General features: G+C 68.6%; 16 protein-coding genes. 3 read left to right on the top strand and 13 right to left on the bottom strand.

Features of this window, described 5'->3' with window-relative positions; translation table 11 throughout:
- Nucleotides 1-4 precede the first annotated feature (4 nt).
- The 3 genes from NE358_RS09230 to smc all read right to left on the bottom strand — a co-directional run bounded on the left by NE358_RS09230 (nt 5) and on the right by smc (nt 5003).
- Entirely contained in the window at nt 5-505 is a 501-nt protein-coding gene (locus tag NE358_RS09230; protein ID WP_103208919.1) for a DUF2004 domain-containing protein, read from the bottom strand.
- A 69-nt stretch (nt 506-574) separates the two neighbouring features.
- The gene (ftsY, locus tag NE358_RS09235; RefSeq protein WP_103208917.1) at nt 575-1447 is read right to left on the bottom strand and encodes a signal recognition particle-docking protein FtsY; all 873 of its coding nucleotides are present in this window, start codon (nt 1445-1447) and stop codon (nt 575-577) included.
- 4 nt (nt 1448-1451) lie between these two features.
- A complete protein-coding gene (smc, locus tag NE358_RS09240) occupies nt 1452-5003 on the bottom strand; it encodes a chromosome segregation protein SMC (protein ID WP_289937811.1) in 3552 nt (1183 codons plus the stop codon).
- Nucleotides 5004-5456: 453 nt separating this feature from the next.
- Between smc and NE358_RS09245 the strand changes: the two genes are divergently transcribed.
- On the top strand, nt 5457-5744 hold the full coding sequence (locus NE358_RS09245) for a hypothetical protein (RefSeq protein WP_289937812.1): 288 nt from the start codon (nt 5457-5459) through the stop codon (nt 5742-5744).
- Between the two features lie 67 nt (nt 5745-5811).
- Nucleotides 5812-6891, top strand: coding sequence for a GNAT family N-acetyltransferase (locus tag NE358_RS09250; RefSeq protein WP_289937815.1), 1080 nt, complete (start codon nt 5812-5814; stop codon nt 6889-6891).
- Nucleotides 6892-6933: 42 nt separating this feature from the next.
- On the opposite strand, the gene NE358_RS09255 is transcribed toward NE358_RS09250, so the two are convergent.
- From NE358_RS09255 to NE358_RS09300, 10 genes are all read right to left on the bottom strand, one after another.
- Nucleotides 6934-7218 carry a WXG100 family type VII secretion target gene (locus NE358_RS09255; protein WP_289937817.1) on the bottom strand — a complete coding sequence of 95 codons (285 nt, stop codon included), beginning with the start codon at nt 7216-7218 and terminating at the stop codon, nt 6934-6936.
- Complete coding sequence (locus NE358_RS09260; protein ID WP_289937819.1) at nt 7215-7640, bottom strand: hypothetical protein; 426 nt, start codon at nt 7638-7640, stop codon at nt 7215-7217. Before NE358_RS09260 ends, NE358_RS09255 begins: the two co-directional genes overlap by 4 nt.
- A 98-nt stretch (nt 7641-7738) precedes the next feature.
- Nucleotides 7739-9559, bottom strand: coding sequence for an alpha/beta hydrolase (locus tag NE358_RS09265; protein WP_289937821.1), 1821 nt, complete (start codon nt 9557-9559; stop codon nt 7739-7741).
- Nucleotides 9559-9846: a hypothetical protein gene (locus tag NE358_RS09270; RefSeq protein WP_141378302.1), complete on the bottom strand. Its 288-nt coding sequence runs from the start codon at nt 9844-9846 to the stop codon at nt 9559-9561. Before NE358_RS09270 ends, NE358_RS09265 begins: the two co-directional genes overlap by 1 nt.
- A gap of 98 nt (nt 9847-9944) precedes the next feature.
- Nucleotides 9945-10835, bottom strand: coding sequence for a bifunctional DNA-formamidopyrimidine glycosylase/DNA-(apurinic or apyrimidinic site) lyase (gene mutM, locus NE358_RS09275; protein ID WP_289937824.1), 891 nt, complete (start codon nt 10833-10835; stop codon nt 9945-9947).
- Nucleotides 10828-11520 carry a ribonuclease III gene (gene rnc, locus NE358_RS09280; protein WP_103208888.1) on the bottom strand — a complete coding sequence of 231 codons (693 nt, stop codon included), beginning with the start codon at nt 11518-11520 and terminating at the stop codon, nt 10828-10830. The genes mutM and rnc overlap by 8 nt, the downstream gene beginning before the upstream one ends.
- Before the next feature lie 10 nt (nt 11521-11530).
- The gene (rpmF, locus tag NE358_RS09285) at nt 11531-11740 is read right to left on the bottom strand and encodes a 50S ribosomal protein L32 (RefSeq protein WP_013586329.1); all 210 of its coding nucleotides are present in this window, start codon (nt 11738-11740) and stop codon (nt 11531-11533) included.
- A 2-nt stretch (nt 11741-11742) separates the two neighbouring features.
- Entirely contained in the window at nt 11743-12237 is a 495-nt protein-coding gene (locus NE358_RS09290) for a YceD family protein (RefSeq protein WP_103208886.1), read from the bottom strand.
- A gap of 230 nt (nt 12238-12467) precedes the next feature.
- Nucleotides 12468-12965, bottom strand: a complete 498-nt coding sequence (gene coaD, locus NE358_RS09295) for a pantetheine-phosphate adenylyltransferase (protein WP_289937886.1) — start codon at nt 12963-12965, stop codon at nt 12468-12470.
- 41 nt (nt 12966-13006) lie between these two features.
- Entirely contained in the window at nt 13007-15181 is a 2175-nt protein-coding gene (locus NE358_RS09300) for an ATP-dependent DNA helicase RecG (RefSeq protein WP_103208880.1), read from the bottom strand.
- Nucleotides 15182-15264: 83 nt separating this feature from the next.
- On the opposite strand from NE358_RS09300, the gene rsmD reads away from it, so the two are divergent.
- Nucleotides 15265-15831 (top strand): 16S rRNA (guanine(966)-N(2))-methyltransferase RsmD, encoded by a 567-nt coding sequence (gene rsmD, locus NE358_RS09305; protein WP_289937892.1) that lies wholly within the window; start codon nt 15265-15267, stop codon nt 15829-15831.
- Nucleotide 15832 lies beyond the last annotated feature (1 nt).

Below are 15832 nucleotides of genomic sequence, written 5' to 3' on the forward strand. Positions count from 1 at the left end.
GCGCTCAGTCGGCGCTAGTGACCGACTGGACGCTGCCGTCCGAGGCGAGGTTCACCAGGAGTACGTCGTCGGTCGCGTCGGGGTCCAGCGCATACTCGAGGACGGCGAAGGGGTCGGCTCCCCCGTGTTCGTCGGCGAGGATCGTCATGCTCATCAGCTGCAGCGCCTTGATGACGTCGATGTGCGTGTCGCCCGAGACATCCGTCAGCAGGTCTTCGAGCTCCTCGCCCAGGGTGGCCTGCTGCTGCAGGATGTACTCGGTCACCTCACTCGTGCGCGAGTCGAGCTCGTTCACCATCGCGTTCCGCGCGGCGAGGTCGATGGCCTCGAGCGACGAGACCATGGATGCCGCCACGTCCAGGGCCTCGGCCGACACGTCGTCCTGGTCGGGAGCCGTCAGATCGACCGTGACGCTCTGATCGCCGAACTCGACGTTCTCACTCCAGAAGATCGACCCGTCGGGGCCCGACTCGAGGAGTCCGAAGAAGTCGTGCTCGATGGCCATGACTCCATGTAAGCATTCCGCCCGGTGTTCGGGAAGACGACCCGCCCGGGTCGATGCGTGCGAGAGAAGTCAATCGACGAGCGAGGCGGCGAACACGTGCGGGGTGAAGCCCGTGAGGTCGTTGATGCCTTCGCCCTGACCGAGGAGCTTCACCGGGATGCCGGTGCGCTCCTGGACCGCCAGCACGAACCCGCCCTTCGCGGAACCGTCGAGCTTCGTGAGCACGAGGCCCGTCACCCCGGCGCTGTCGAGGAACGCCTGCGCCTGCATGAGGCCGTTCTGGCCGGTGGTGGCATCCAGCACGAGGAGGACCTCGGAGATCGGCGCCTGCTTCTCGATGACGCGCTTGATCTTGCCGAGCTCGTCCATGAGCCCGCCTTTGGTGTGGAGCCGACCTGCCGTATCGACCAGAACGATCTCCGTGCCCGTCTCTTTCGCGTGCGCGACGGTCTGGAAGGCGACGGATGCCGGATCCTGGCCCTCGTGCTGGGGGCGGACGATGGTCGCTCCCCCGCGTTCGGCCCAGGTCGCCAGCTGGTCGACGGCCGCGGCGCGGAAGGTATCGGCCGCCCCGACCGTGACGGTGCGACCGTAGCGCTGCAGGAACTTCGCGAACTTCCCGATGGTGGTGGTCTTGCCCACACCGTTCACCCCGACGACGAGCACGACCGCCGGACGCTCGGTGAGGCGAAGGGTCGTGTCGAACTTGGCGAAGTGCTCCTCGAGGGTCTCTTTGAGCATGCGCTGCAGATCACGCGGGTCGGTCGTACGGAAGCGCTCGACCTTCTCACGGAGTTCGTCGACCAGACGCTCGGTGACGTCGGGACCGAAATCGGCGGTCAACAGGGCCGTCTCGAGGTCGTCCCACGTGGTCTCGTCGATCGTGGGTTTGACGAACAGTCCGCGAAGAGCGCGGCCCAGCGACCAGGAGTTCTCAGCCATTGCTTCAGCTTACGGGGGCGGCCTCGTCGGGGGCCTTCTCGGCCGACGCTCGCGACGCGCGCACCGTCGCTCGATCGCCGACCCTCTGACCCACCACAGCCGACACACCGTCTTGACGCATGGACACTCCATAGAGCGCGTCGGCGATCTCCATCGTGCGCTTCTGGTGTGTGATGACGATGAGCTGACTGCTCGCTCGAAGCTTCTCGAAGACGCCGAGCAGGCGCCCCAGGTTCGCGTCGTCGAGCGCCGCCTCCACCTCGTCGAGGATGTAGAACGGGCTGGGACGGGCCGCGAAGATCGAGGTGAGGAACGCCACCGCCGCCAGCGACCGCTCGCCTCCCGACAGGAGCGACAGTCGCTCGATCTTCTTGCCGACCGGGCGCACCGAGACCTCGATGCCGGTGGTCAGCGGGTTGTCGGGATCCGTAAGCGAGATGCTGCCCGCCCCACCCGGGAAGAGAATCGGGAAGATCTCGGTGAAAGCCGCACGCGTGTCCTCGAAGGCGGCAACGAAGATCGTCTGCATGCGCTCGTCGAGGTCGGCGATGATCGTCTGCAGATCCGCACGCGTCTGCTGCAGATCGGCGAGCTGCTCGGTGAGGAACGCATGTCGCTGTTCCAGTGCGGCGAACTCCTCGAGGGCCAGCGGGTTCACGCGACCGAGTTGCGACAGCTTGCGCTCGGCATCCTGGAGCCGACGCTTCTGAGCGGCGCGCTCGAAGGGCACGCCCTCCTCCGCGTTCTCGGTGGGGATCGGCTGGTCGGGGCCGTATTCCGAAACGAGAATGTGCTCGTCCAACGCGAGCTCGGACTGAGCACGCTCGAGAAGTCCGGTCACGTGGAGCTTCTTCTCATGCATCTGCAGCTCGAGCCCGTGGACGCTCTCGGTCAACCGTGCCAGACGCTCTCGGACGAGGGACTCGTCGGCTCGAGCACGAGAGAGCTCCTCCGTGATCGCCGTGCGGGCGGACTCTGCGGCCGTCAGCTCGACGCGCGCCTGACTGACCGAGCGATCGACCGAGTCGAGCAGGGTCGGGAGCTGGCCCGCGACCTCAGCCGCGATCTCACGCTGCGCGCGACGAAGCACAGCACGGCGGGCCGCCTCGGCGGCCGCGGTTCGCTCGCGATCCCGCTGCTGCTCGAGTTGCACGACGCGCGCCTCACCGGCACGGACGCGTTCTTTCAGCGTCTCGATGTCGAGGCGGGCGCGCATCTCGGTCTCGCGCGCGGCGTCGACCTCTGCCGCCATTCCTTCGCGCGCTGAGGCGTCGAGGAGCGGGCGTGGCGCGTCGAGGGCCCGGGCCAGCGCGTCGTCGGCCCGACGTGCCGCGTCCTCCGCCTCGGCGACCGCGCTCTCGGTCTGCGCGAGCCCGGCGACAAGCCGGTCGCACTCGGCGACCGCGGCTTCATGGCGTACGGTCACGCGGTTGACCTTCTCCGCGTGGGCGGCCAGGGCTGCGTCATGCGCGCGAAGGGTCGAAAGAGCGTCTTTCGTGCGCTGGCGCGCATCGACCTGCAGACGCTGTTTGTCGGCGAGGGCTTCTCTCAGCGAATCCACGATCACGACGACCTCGTCGAGCCGTTCCACGGCGGCGTCGCGCTCGGCGGCGAGTTCGAGGCGCGAGCGGCCCGAGCCCGAGCCGGCGCGAACGGTCCGTGCGGTCACGACCTCGCCCGCGCGAGTGACGACCGTGAGCCCGTCCGACAGACTCGACTGCGCCGATCTCGCGGCGTCGAGGTCGTCGACGATGAGGACGCGAGCCAGGATGCCGAGCACCCCGGGCGAGGCCGTGACGACATCCGCTGCGAGCACCGCACCGTCGAGAGCCGGCGGGGACTCCCCCGGCCCGGGGGCGTCGGCCAGAGCGATCTCGACAAGACCCAGGTCGGCCTCGGCGGCCGTGCGGGCCGCGGTGAACGCCGCTTCCGCGTCGTCGACGAGCAACCCTTCCGCGAGGGTGCCGAGCACCGCGGCCACCGCCGCTTCGTATCCGGCCTTGACCTTCACATCGTCGCCGACGAGACCCCGGATGCCGGAACCCCCGGCCGAGATCAGATCGGCGGCCGCGTTGCGGACGTCCAGAGCGCGGCCGAGAGCCGTGGTCTGCGCGGTGAGCGCGTCGCGCTCGCGCTCGGCGGCGTGCAAGCGTTCGCGCAGGCCGGACACGCGCGCCTCGACGTCGTTGGCGTCGCGTTGAGCTCGCTCGTAGGCGGCCGCGTGCTCGGCCGTCGAGGCCTCGGGGACCACGTCGGGATCCAGCTCGGCGACGGCTTGCTCGGCTTCCGCCCGTCGGATCAGCGCGGCGTCGAGCGCCCGCTGCTGCCGGTCGACACCGGCGCGCACGGCGGCAAGAGCCGAGCTCGCCGCATCCGCCGCTCCCCGCAGACTCGTGATCTTCATGTCGTGTTCCGACACCAGCGCGCTCTGCGCAGCGATGTCGACGTCGAGCGCGTCGAGGTCGGCGCGGGCACGCGCCACCGCTCGGGACGCCTCTGCCGCGGCATCCTGAGCCTCGCCGAGACCCCCGGCGATGTCGTCGATCTCGGCGCGGACGTCGTCGATCATCGACTGTGTCACCGTCGGGGCGAAGCCCGACCCGTCCGTCTCGTCGTCGCCGAGAAGCGTCAGGCGCTGGCCGGCCAGTGTGTAGAGCCCTCGCAGTCGCTCCTGCACCTGCTCGAGCGCGAAGGCGACACCGCGCGCGCGGTCGACGGCGTCCGAGCGCTGATCCTTCTCGAGGCGCTCCACCCGGCCGCGCAGCCCCTCCGACTGCTCCTGCAGGCCCAGCCGCTCGGTGTGGCGCTCGCTCTCGGCTCGAGCGGCGTCGGCGAGTTCCGCGCGTAGACGGACGAGCTCATCGGCGTAGAGGCGCGCTTTCGCGTCGCGGACCACCGCGGCGATCGTCGCTGCCTCTCGGGCGATCTCGGCCTGCTTGCCCAGCGGCTTGAGCTGCCGGCGCAGTTCGCCGGCGAGATCGCTCAAGCGAGTGAGGTTCGTCTCCATCGCCTCGAGCTTGCGGACGGTCTTCTCTTTGCGTCGGCGATGCTTGAGGATTCCTGCGGCTTCCTCGATGAACCCGCGACGGTCCTCCGCCGATGCCTGGAGCACGGTGTCGAGGCGGCCCTGCCCGATGATCACGTGCATCTCACGCCCGAGGCCCGAATCGCTCAGCAGCTCCTGCACGTCGAGCAGGCGGCACGTCTGCCCATTGATGGCGTACTCGCTCGCGCCGGTGCGGAACAGCGTGCGACTGATCGTCACCTCGCTGTAGTCGATCGGCAGAGCACCATCGGCGTTGTCGATCGTCAGCTGGACCTCGGCGCGCCCCAGGGGTCCCCGCGTCGAGGTGCCGGCGAAGATGACGTCCTCCATCTTGCCGCCGCGAAGGGTCTTCGCCCCCTGCTCCCCCATCACCCAGGCCAGGGCGTCGACGACATTGGACTTGCCCGACCCGTTCGGTCCGACGATGCATGTCACGCCCGGCTCGAGGGCGAAGGTGGTCGACTGCGCGAAGGACTTAAAGCCCTTGAGCGTCACGCTCTTCAGGTGCATGTCACCCGCCCTCCGCTCGATCGACCCGCGTGTTCACGGTATCCGAGAAACCGCAGGATTCCGCGGCGGCGGGCCGGTGGGCGCGGTTCGACGCGCCCGGCACCCGCCCCAATCTGAGCGGGAGCTTGACATTCGCTGACAGCCTTCGCTAGCGTCTGAGGTCGCAACCGACGTCGAAAGGAGGTTACTTCCATGATTCGCACCACGACCGGCTTCACCGCCATTGGCTTCAACGCCGTCCCCGTGCTCTCCGCATACGCCACGGGAGTGACCACCGCCGTCGGCATGCCCCCTCGTCAGGGCTAGTTCGCCGCGTCGAGACGCCTTGTTGTCTCCGCTTCCCGTGAGCCCGTCTCCTCGACGTCGGCCACCCGGACCCTCTGCGTCCGCCCCCGCGTGAGCTATCTGCTCGACGCGTTCCTCCTCGCCAGATCTTCTTCACGGAGCTTCCGCATGAACGCCCTGTTCACGCGCGCGCCGCAGCACTCCTCGGCCGCGCCTTCCATCCCTCCCACTCCCTCCACGGTCACGTTCGACACGACGGCGTACCGACCTCTCGGCCTCTTCGACCGGCTGTCGCTGCGCCTGGGGCTGTGGCTGCTGAACCGCCATGCCAACCGGGCGCGCGCCCTCGACCACCGCGCGGTCGAAGCCCTGCGAGCTCGCGACGCGGCCGCCGAGCGGGACCGCCGCGAGCGGGCCTGGCAGAGCACCGCAGCATTCAGCCGCCCGCCGTTCTGATCCCGGTGGGGTCGGCCTCTCGGCCGGCCCCACCCCTCCCCCGTCTCATCCGACGAAAGACCTTCGAATGACTTCCTTCCCCGCCGGCCTCGAGCTGCGCCCGCTTCACATCCCCGCCCGCATCGACGATCCGGATGCCGCGGACTTCCGCGAGATGGTCCGCCTCCGCAACCTGGTCTACGCCGAGATCTCGGGGCACGACGATTCGTTCATGCCCGCCGACGAGCTCCTCCCCCTGTACCAACCCCAGCCCGAGATGAAGCGGTACGCGTGGATCGCCGTCTTCCACGGCGAGGTCGTCGGGCGGGTGGGCCTCGACTTCCCGCAGGAAGAAGGCGCCCGCACCGGATTCTGGCTCATCGAACTGCGCCGCTCCGCGTGGGGCCACGGCATCGGACGCGCCGCCTATGCGCTCATCGAGAGCACGGCGCGCGAGCACGGACGTACCGTCCTGCAGTCGTGGGCCGAGCATCCCGCCGCGGACGGACCGCGCCTCGACGCGCCGACGGGATTCGGCTCGATCCCGCGGGATCACGCGGCGCGGTTCCTCCTGGCATCCGGATTCTCGCTCGAACAGATCGTGCGCGTCAGCTCGCTCGATCTCGCCGGGGCACGACCACGTCTTGATCAACTGCTCGCGGACGCCGAACAGGCGGCCTCGGGCTACCGGATCGTGCAGTGGACTCTGCCCACGCCCGACGAGTTCGTCGATGCGTTCGCGTGGATGAAGTCGCGTATGGTGACCGACGCCCCCTCGGCGGACCTCGAGTTCGACGAGGAGGTGTGGGATGCCGGTCGGGTGCGCCGCTACGAAGCCGGCTACATCGACGCCGGACGGCACATGCTCGTCACCGCCGCCCAGCACGTCGACACCGGTGAGCTTGCGGCCTTCAACGAACTCGTCATCGGCAAGGACCGCACCGCTGCCACCAGCCAGGAGGACACCCTCGTCGTCGACGCCCACCGCGGGCACCGCCTCGGCATGCTCGTGAAGTGCGCGGGACTCCTCGCGTGGCACGATGTCGCACCGGAGTCACCCCGTGTGCTGACCTACAACGCCGAAGAGAACCGCCCCATGCTCTCGATCAACGAAGCCATCGGCTTCACGCCGATCTCGTACGAGGGAGTGTGGAAGAAGGTGCTGTGACCCGAGAGGGGGACGGGTCTAGCGTCCCGTCCCCCTCTCGCGTCATGACCACAGTGCGGTCACATCTGCCTCGGTCTGGGTGAGGCGGTCACCGGCGTGCTGCGCCGCTCCCGTCGCATCAGCCAGCGCGGAATGCAAGCGACCGATGGAGTCCGCCCATTCTCGGTGAGTACGCTCGTACGCCGCCTGCGCGGCACCCGACCACTGCCCACGCAGTACGGTGACCTCCCGATCGAGGCCGTCCAGCTGATCCTGGATGCCAGCGATCACCCGTCGCAAAGCGGCGATCGTCTCCGCGTGCCGCTGGGGATCGAACCTGAGGATCATGGGGTCGGCGTGGGGCTGGTGAGTTCGAAGATGTTGCCGGGTACGCAGGCGCTGTAAGCACGGAAGTACACCGCACTCTCGCTCACGTCGAGCAGATAGTAACTGCCGTCTGGATGAGTGCCGGTGAGGTACGGCGGATCTGAGAGGATCCACCTGGGCGGAGTCAGGTTGGTATCCCGTTCGATGGTGACGTCGTGGCCGTGCTTCTGCCACACGATCTGTGCCTGCGAAATGAGTTCCGCGGGATCACCAGGCAGCGGCGCCGACCGAGAAGCCGCGAACAGGAGGTTCACACCGTCTCCTGTCGAGTTATCCGAGCACGACAACCATGACGCGTCCACCTTCCAGCCGTCCGGGGCGATCGCCGCTGCGCTGGCCTCATAGAGGTCGGTTATTTGCGCTTCGACTGCTTCGGGGGTCATCTCGGGTCCCTTCGAGTTCTGGTCGCCACCGGGTGAGCAAGCGGTGAGCAGGCCGACGAGCAGCGCGCTGACTGCGAGGTAAGTGCGTCTGTTCATAGTCAACGAATGCCGTTCCACCCGACCGGGTACTCATTCGATCCGCTCGAGTGACGCGGCCCGATCAGGTCTGATTCTGTCAGCGGTCGGTCGACGATGACCTCGTCCCCGCGGCCCGTCGTTGCCAACGCCGTGTTGAACTGCGCGGTCGTGTTCGCATCGAAGTAGCTGAATGTCTCCGAGCCGTCGCCGAACGGTCCGTGTTTGTCAACCGCGCGCAGCGTCTCGCCGCCGGGGGTGATGCCCGCTTCCGAGGAGAACTCGCGCGCCCCGAACGATGCCGCTGTCGGGTCGACGCGTCCGTCTAGGACGACGTACGAGGTGATCTGCCCGACAGGCGCCCAGCCGTCGTGACGGGCTTGAGATGCGAACACCTGTCCGGGAGGCACATTCAGGTCCGCGACGTTGTCTACTTGATTGTCTACACCGGCCGAGCCGAGCAGGACGACGTGGTCCGCGTGAGCGTCGGTGAGCGCGAGTGCAGCGACATCGGTGCCATAAGAGTGGGCAATGACCGAAACCGAGGCAGGAACGCCAGACGCATCGTGAACAGCAGCCATCGACGTGAGGTCCCTCGCTAAGGCGGGTGCGCCCGCCTCGGCCTTCCCGTTGAATGCCACGTCCACCGGCATATCGTTCATCGGCGGGTGATAGCCAAGCCAAGCGATGACCGCATAGTCACCTAGATCACCGCCTCCTACGAGCTGCTGTTGCAACTGTAGTTTGGCGGCCGCGTTGACGTATGTTCGCATGTCACCCGCCACGTTCGAGTTCATCCCCGGCACGATGAACGACACATTCCTCGCGGCATCCAGGTCGCCGACGGCGACCTGCGCGAGCGGAGGTTCGTCAAGCACAACCGACACCAACGTGTGACTCTGGGCCGACTTCTTCAACGCCTCTAGCGCCGCGATCTGCTCCGACTTGTCGAGGGGGCTGCGCTTGGCATCCGCGATCGCTTGGTCGAGCACGATGCGATTGGCCTCATCACGCGCGCGGTAGGCCACTCCGCCGAGGTTGCCGATGGCGGCGGGGGCAGCGTGGACCAGCGCTTCCTGCTGGCCACCGTCGAGACCCGACCACCAGCTCGCGACATCGGCGGGCGACGCCTGCGAGAGAAGAGCGGCAAGGTCGGGACGCGCCGACAGCAGCGACGTGAGGTCGTCGCCGCGCAACGACTTCAGGACCGACAGCGCCGTCGCCGGCGTCACCGGCCCGCTTCCGAGGGCTGCGCTCGCCGACGCCCACACGGATCCGCTGTCGGCTCGGAGCACCGCGGTCGCAGCAGCCACAGCCGCGGTTGCGGTGCGTGCCGCATCGGCTACCCATGTCCGCCCCTCGGCAAGCCAGCTGTCAGCCGTTGCGAACGCCTCCGCACTCGTGCGCGGCGGAGTCGTGTCGGCGCCCCCGGCGAACACGAGGGGCCACGCACCGGAGAACGGCTCGACGAAGCCCGGCAACTCCGCACCGGCCGTCTGCTCCGTGCGTTGAAGGGACCGCGCATAATCCCAACCCTCGATCGCGGTCGCAGCTCTCGCCTGTGCCCCCGCCAACGCCGAAGCGTATGCGCGCATCGCGGCGCCGACACGGGCCAGCGCCTCGTCCGCGTCGGACCACGCGGTCGCCACCCGGGTCACGCGGGCGGTGTATGCGTCGGCGGACTGCCCCACCCAGTCGTCGATGTTCTTCTTCCTGCCGACCGTCTCGGCGGCCTGCCGTGCGACACGCGAGCGCCGGGCGCACAGCTCGACGATTGCCTGGACGTCTCCGACCGAGCCCGGCACCAAGGAAATCGGATCGGAGGTCTGCCCCAGTTCCGCCATCAGAAATTATCCGCCTGGCGCACGTCACGAACACCTTCTTCATCGGCTGTTTCATACAACGTCGCCGAGGCCGCCAATGTCTGACACACACCCTCGGTCGCGGACACCCGCTGCATCCACCCACCTGTCAGAGCCTGCATGAACGCCGACAAGGCCGCGGCGAGCTCAGCATCGCCGACACGTGCGGTCGCCGCCGTTGCCGTCTCCGGCTCAGTGATCTGTACGGCGTACCGGACGACCGAAGCCGCGAAACGCAGTCCTTCCGGATCCACCGACCACTCGTTCATCGCCAACACTGTACCGATTACGCAACGTTACCGACGAGCACGACGACAGAAATCACCCGACGAATCAGCCGCTCTGGAGCGCGCGGCCCACGGTCCTTTCAGCGCCGCTTCTGGCAATGCGGGCAGAAGTGGCTCGACCGGTTCATGAACGACACCCGCACGATCGGTCGCCCGCACCGCGGACACGGCTGGCCGGTGCGTCCGTAGGCGTTCAGCGAGTGGGCGAAGTAGCCGGCCTGACCGTTGACGTTCACGTACTGCGCGTCGAAGCTCGTCCCGCCCTCAGCGAGGGCCTTTTCGAGCACCGCCTGGATCTCACCGAGCAGACGGTTGACGGCGCGCGTCGAGAGATCGGATGCTGCGGTCTCGGGGTGGATACGCGCGGCCCACAGCGACTCGTCGGCGTAGATGTTGCCGATACCGCTCGCCACTGTCTGATCCAGCAGCACGCGCTTGATCCCCGAGGAGGTCCGCGCCACTCGCGCGCGGAATCGCGCGGCATCGAACGCAGGGTCTAGGGGATCTCGACCGATGTGCGCGACCTGCGTCGGCACGCGGGCGAGCTCCGAGCCGCGACCGCCCGCGGCTCCATCGGGCGTATCGACGAGCCGGTCAACGGCGAGCGAGCCGAAGGTGCGCTGGTCGGCGAAGACGACCGAAAGCGACCCGTGCACCGGATGCTCCAACTCGATGCGGATGCGCTCGTGCCGCTCCTCCGGCGCCCCGGGGGTACGCAGGAGCATCTGGCCGCTCATTCCGAGATGGGTGACGATGGCCTCATCGTCGGCAATCGGCATCCAGAGGAATTTGCCTCGCCGCACGGCGGACGCGATGCGCCGGCCGGTCAGCTCCGCCTCGAAGTGCGCCGCTCCGCCGGTATGCCGGGTCAGCGCTCGGTCGTCGCGCACGTCGACAGAGGCAACGAGTGCACCGGACACGGCGGGTTCGAGGCCGGCTCGGACGACCTCGACCTCGGGAAGCTCAGGCACGTGCGTCGAGCTCGCGCCACGCGGTCAGCGCCGCTGCCATCTCGGCGTGCTTCTTGCTCGAGCCGACGCCCGTGGTGACGACGTCGCCCGTCGTGACGGTGGCGGTGAACCGCCGGTCGTGGTCGGGGCCGGTGGCCTCGACCACGTACGCGGGTGCCGCCAGTCCCAGGCGGGCCGCGATCTCTTGCAGGCTCGTCTTCGGGTCCATCGCCGCGCCGTAGCGCTCCGGGTCAGCGAGAAGCGGTTCGACCAGGCGAAGCACCATGCCGGTCGCCGCATCGGGGCCGGCCGACAAGAACGTCGCCCCGATGAGGGCTTCCATGGTGTCGGCGAGGATCGAATCCTTGTCGCGCCCACCGGTGAGGATCTCGCCCCGACCCAGTCGCACGTGGTCGCCGAGACCGATCGTGCGGGCGACCTCGGCCAACGCCACCGTCGACACGACGCTCGCGCGACGTTTCGCGAGGCTTCCTTCGTCGAGGTCGGGATGCCGTGTGAACAGCCGGACCGTGACGGCCTGGCCGAGCACCGAGTCGCCGAGGAACTCGAGACGCTCGTTGTGCGGAATGCCGCCGTTCTCGTAGGCGAACGAGCGGTGCGTCAAAGCAAGAGAAAGAAGCTCGGGGTCGATCTCGACCCCGAGCTTCTCGGTGAGCGCTGTGCGCTCGACGTTCTTACGCGTCACGAATCGCCGATCAGACGTCGGCGACCTTGCGGCCCTTGTACTCGAGGAAGAGCTCGGTGCCCTGCGAGTCGGTGACGACCTTCGCCTGGTGGGGACGGCTGTAGACGACCTTGCCGTTCTCGATGGTCTTGACCAGCGCGGGGGCTTCAGCCTTCCACTGCGCACGACGCGAGCGGGTGTTCGAGCGGGAGACCTTCCGCTTCGGGGGGTTACCTGCCATGACTAGCTCTTCTCTGTCTTGGGGGCGGCGCGGAGCGCATCGCCGTCGTCTGGGGTGTACTGCTGGAGCGCAGCCCATCGAGGATCGACAGGCTCCTGCTCCGTGGTGCCGGGGCTTTCCGTCAGCCTCTCGCCCGTGTTCGGGTCAAGCCCGGGGCAGTCCGGCTGACACACCGGCTGGAACGGAAGCGACAGGACAATGGCATCCCGGACCAGATTTTCAAGATCCACGTGGTCGTCTTGAACGTCGAAGTCACTCGCTTCGTCCCCAGGATACGCGAAAAGTTCCTGGAACTCGACTTCGACAGGCTCGACGATGTCGATGAGGCAGCGTCCGCACACCCCCGTGGCGCTGGTGTCGACCGTGCCCGACACGAGGATCCCCTCGTGGACGGACTCGAGACGCACATCGAGTTCGAGCATCTCGGCCTCGGGGACGGAGAGCAGGCCCTCCCCCCATTTCTCGGGGGTCGGGATGTCGAGGGTGTGTTCGCGCATCTCGCCCGGGTGGCGCTCGATGTCGCGTACGGGGAGCTGGAAGGGTCCGGGTCGGCGAGTTCTCACGGTGGTCAATGCTACCCGTGCGCCCCTGAGCAAGGGCCGGGCGGACGCGCCGGTGCCGCACTCGCAGAGCCCACATCACGCATAAGCGCTCTCAGCGCTCACAAACGCGAGGAGCGCGCGTTTCTGAGCGCGGATCGCGTTTATGCGTGGGGGGACGGCGCGCGTCAGAGGCCGCGGGCGCCGGTATCGAGGAAGCGCGCGACGGCGGGCGGGACGTAGGGCGACACGTCGCCGCCGAGTCCGGCCACCTGACGTACGAGCGAGCTCGAGACGAGCGCGTGCGAGGGGTCGGGCAGCAGGAACACCGTCTCGACGTGCGCGAGGTCGCGGTTCACGATCGCCATCGGCGTCTCGTAGGCCACGTCCACCTGAGAACGGATGCCCTTCACCAGCACCTTCGCCCCCACCTCGGTGCAGTAATCGACGAGCAAGCCCATGCTCCACGCGGCGACGATGACGTCGCCCTCGACGCCGGCCTCGGCGATCGACCGCTCGAGCAGGCTCTGCCGCTGGGCGATGGGGAGCATCGCTTCTTTGCCCGGGTTGTGGACCACGAGCACGTGCAGCTGGTCGAAGAGCCCGGCCGCGCGGCGGATGACGTCGAGGTGGCCGAGGGTGGGCGGGTCGAATGAGCCGGGAACGACGGCGATCCGGGGGTCCATGCGGCCAGCCTACCGATGCGACCCTCGGAACGACCCGATGGTCAGGACTTCGCCAGAGCGGCGCGCTCCTCGACACCCACGCGCCGTTCGAGTGCTGCGGCGAGGCCGGGATGCCGAAGCAGAGCCGGATCGTCGGCGAGAAGCCTCTCACCCTCGGCGCGGGCCTCGGTGATGAGATCGGCGTCGGTGACGACGCGCAACAGACGCAGCGACGAACGGGCCCCCGACTGCGCGCCGCCGAGCACGTCTCCCTCTCCGCGCAGCTCGAGGTCGACCTCGGCGAGGGCGAACCCGTCGAGCGTCGCAGCCACGGCTTCGACGCGAGAGCGCGCCGACGTACCCGGCGCGGCCTCGGTCACCAGCAGGCACAGGCCCGGGAGGCCGCCCCGGCCGACGCGCCCGCGCAGCTGATGCAGCTGCGAGACGCCGAAGCGGTCAGCCTCGAGGATGACCATGGTCGACGCGTTCGGCACATCGACGCCGACCTCGATCACGGTGGTGGCGACCAGCACGTCGATGTCGCCGCGCGCGAAGGCCTGCATGACGGAGTCTTTCTCGTCGGAGGGCATCTTGCCGTGCAGGATCTGCACGCGGATGCCGTCGAACGTGGGCAACCGTGACAGAAGCGCCTCGACCTGAACGACACCCCACCGGGTGCGCGCTCCCTCGGCCGCGGCAGCGGGCACATCGGCGGGTTCGTCGGTCTTCTCGTCGGCGGTGAGCTGGTCGGAGTCGATGGCGGCGCACACGACGAAGGCCTGGCGGCCCAACGCGACCTCTTCGGCGACGCGATCCCACACACGGGCGAACCACGCGGGTTTCTCGGCCAGCGGCGCGACGAAGGACTGGATGCCGGCACGCCCGGCCGGCATGGTGCGAATGGTCGAGACGTCGAGGTCACCGAACACCGTCATCGCCACCGTGCGCGGAATCGGAGTGGCCGTCAGCACGAGCGTGTGCGGGGAGCTTCCCTTGGAGCGCAGCGCCTCGCGCTGGTCGACCCCGAATCGGTGCTGCTCGTCGACGACGACGAAGCCGAGGTCCGCGAAGGTGGTGCTCGCACTCAGCAGCGCGTGGGTCCCCACGACGATCCGCGCCTGACCCGACGCGACGCGCAGAGCCGCCTTGCGTCGTTCGGCGGCGGGCATCTGCCCGGTGAGCAGCGTCGGCATGATCTCGGGCGCGAGCTCGGGGCCGAGCATGCGGGCGATCGAGCGCAAGTGTTGACCGGCCAGCACCTCGGTGGGGGCGATGAGGGCGGACTGCCCGCCGGACTCGGCGACCTGCAGCATCGCGCGAAGCGCCACGAGCGTCTTGCCCGAACCCACCTCACCCTGAACGAGACGGTTCATGGGCCAATCGGCCACGAGGTCGGCCTCGAGCTGAGCTCCCACGCTCTGCTGGTCGGCGGTCAATTCGAACGGAAGGATGGCATCGAACCGCTCGAGCAGACCGCCGGCCTCCGCCGGCCGCTTCGTCGCCGACAGAGCCCGCACGAACTGCCGCTGCTGGAGCAGGGCTGTCTGCAGAACGAAAGCCTCATGCATGCGCAGGGTCGCGACCGCGGGCGGGATGTCGTCGTCGGTCTCGGGGCGATGGATCTGCTCGAGCGCCGCGCGCGCGGGGAGGAGACCGCGGCGGGCTCGCAGGTCGTCGGGCAGAGGGTCTTCGACCTCTCCGAGTCCGTCGAGCACGAGGGAGATGGTCTTCTGCACGAGCGTGCTCGGGATCGAGCTCGTCGCGGGATAGATCGGGATGGGCCGCTTCGCCGTCACCTCGGCCTCGGCACGAGCCTCGGCGATGTCGTCGAACAGCTCATAGTCGGGGTTCGTCAGCTGCGTCTGGCGGCGGTACTCGCCGACCTTGCCCGAGAAGATGCCGCGGCGCCCCGGAGTGAGGTCTTTCAAGCGCCAGGGCTGATTGAAGAAGGTCAGCGACATGCGCCCGTCTCCGTCGCTGATGACGACTTCGAGCAGGGAGCCGCGGCGGTTCTGCATGCGACGCTCGTTCGCGCTGACCACCTCGGCGACGATCGTGACCGGCTCCCCGAGCGGGAGGGAATCGATGGGCGTGAGCTCACCCCGACGGGCATAGCGCCGGGGGTAGTGCTCGAGCAGCTCGCCCACCGTCTTCACGCCGAACGCCTTCTCGAATGCCGTCGCGGTCTTGCCGCCGATGGCGCCGTCCAGGCGCGACGCGAGCGAGAATCCGGGCATGCTCCGAGTCTAGGCAGGCCCTCGGACATCGCCGTTCGCGCGCGCGCACGGGACCGCCGCGCCGAGGACCCTAGGCTGGAGAGGTGACGCGCATCATCTCGGGCCGGGCCGGAGGCACGGTCCTCGACGTCCCACCCAAGGGCACCCGTCCCACGAGCGACCGCGTCCGCGAGTCGCTCTTCGGAGCTCTCCAATCCGCGGGCCTGCTCGACGACGCGCGCGTGGCCGATCTCTTCGCGGGCTCCGGCGCCCTGGGGCTCGAGAGCCTCAGCCGCGGCGCCGCTTCGGCGGACCTCGTCGAACTGTCGGCGCCCGCCGCGGCCCTCATCCGCAAGAACGCCGAACGGGTGAAGACGGCCGGCGTCACCGCCCCCGCGCGCGTGCACAAGGCGAACGTCACGACGTTCCTCTCGGCATCCGTTCTCGAATGGGACCTCGTCTTCCTCGATCCGCCCTACGACCTCGCCGACGACGAGCTCACGAAAGCGCTCGTCGCGCTCGCGCCGCGCCTGCACCCCGACGCCACGGTGATCGTCGAGCGGGCGAAACGATCCGCCGCTCCCGAGTGGGCCGCCGCGGGACTCGAGGCCGAGCGCGACCGCGCCTACGGCGACACCACGATGTGGTGGGGACGACCGCAGAGCGACTGAT

The sequence above is a fragment of the Sphingomonas sp. G5 genome, assembly GCF_052660795.1.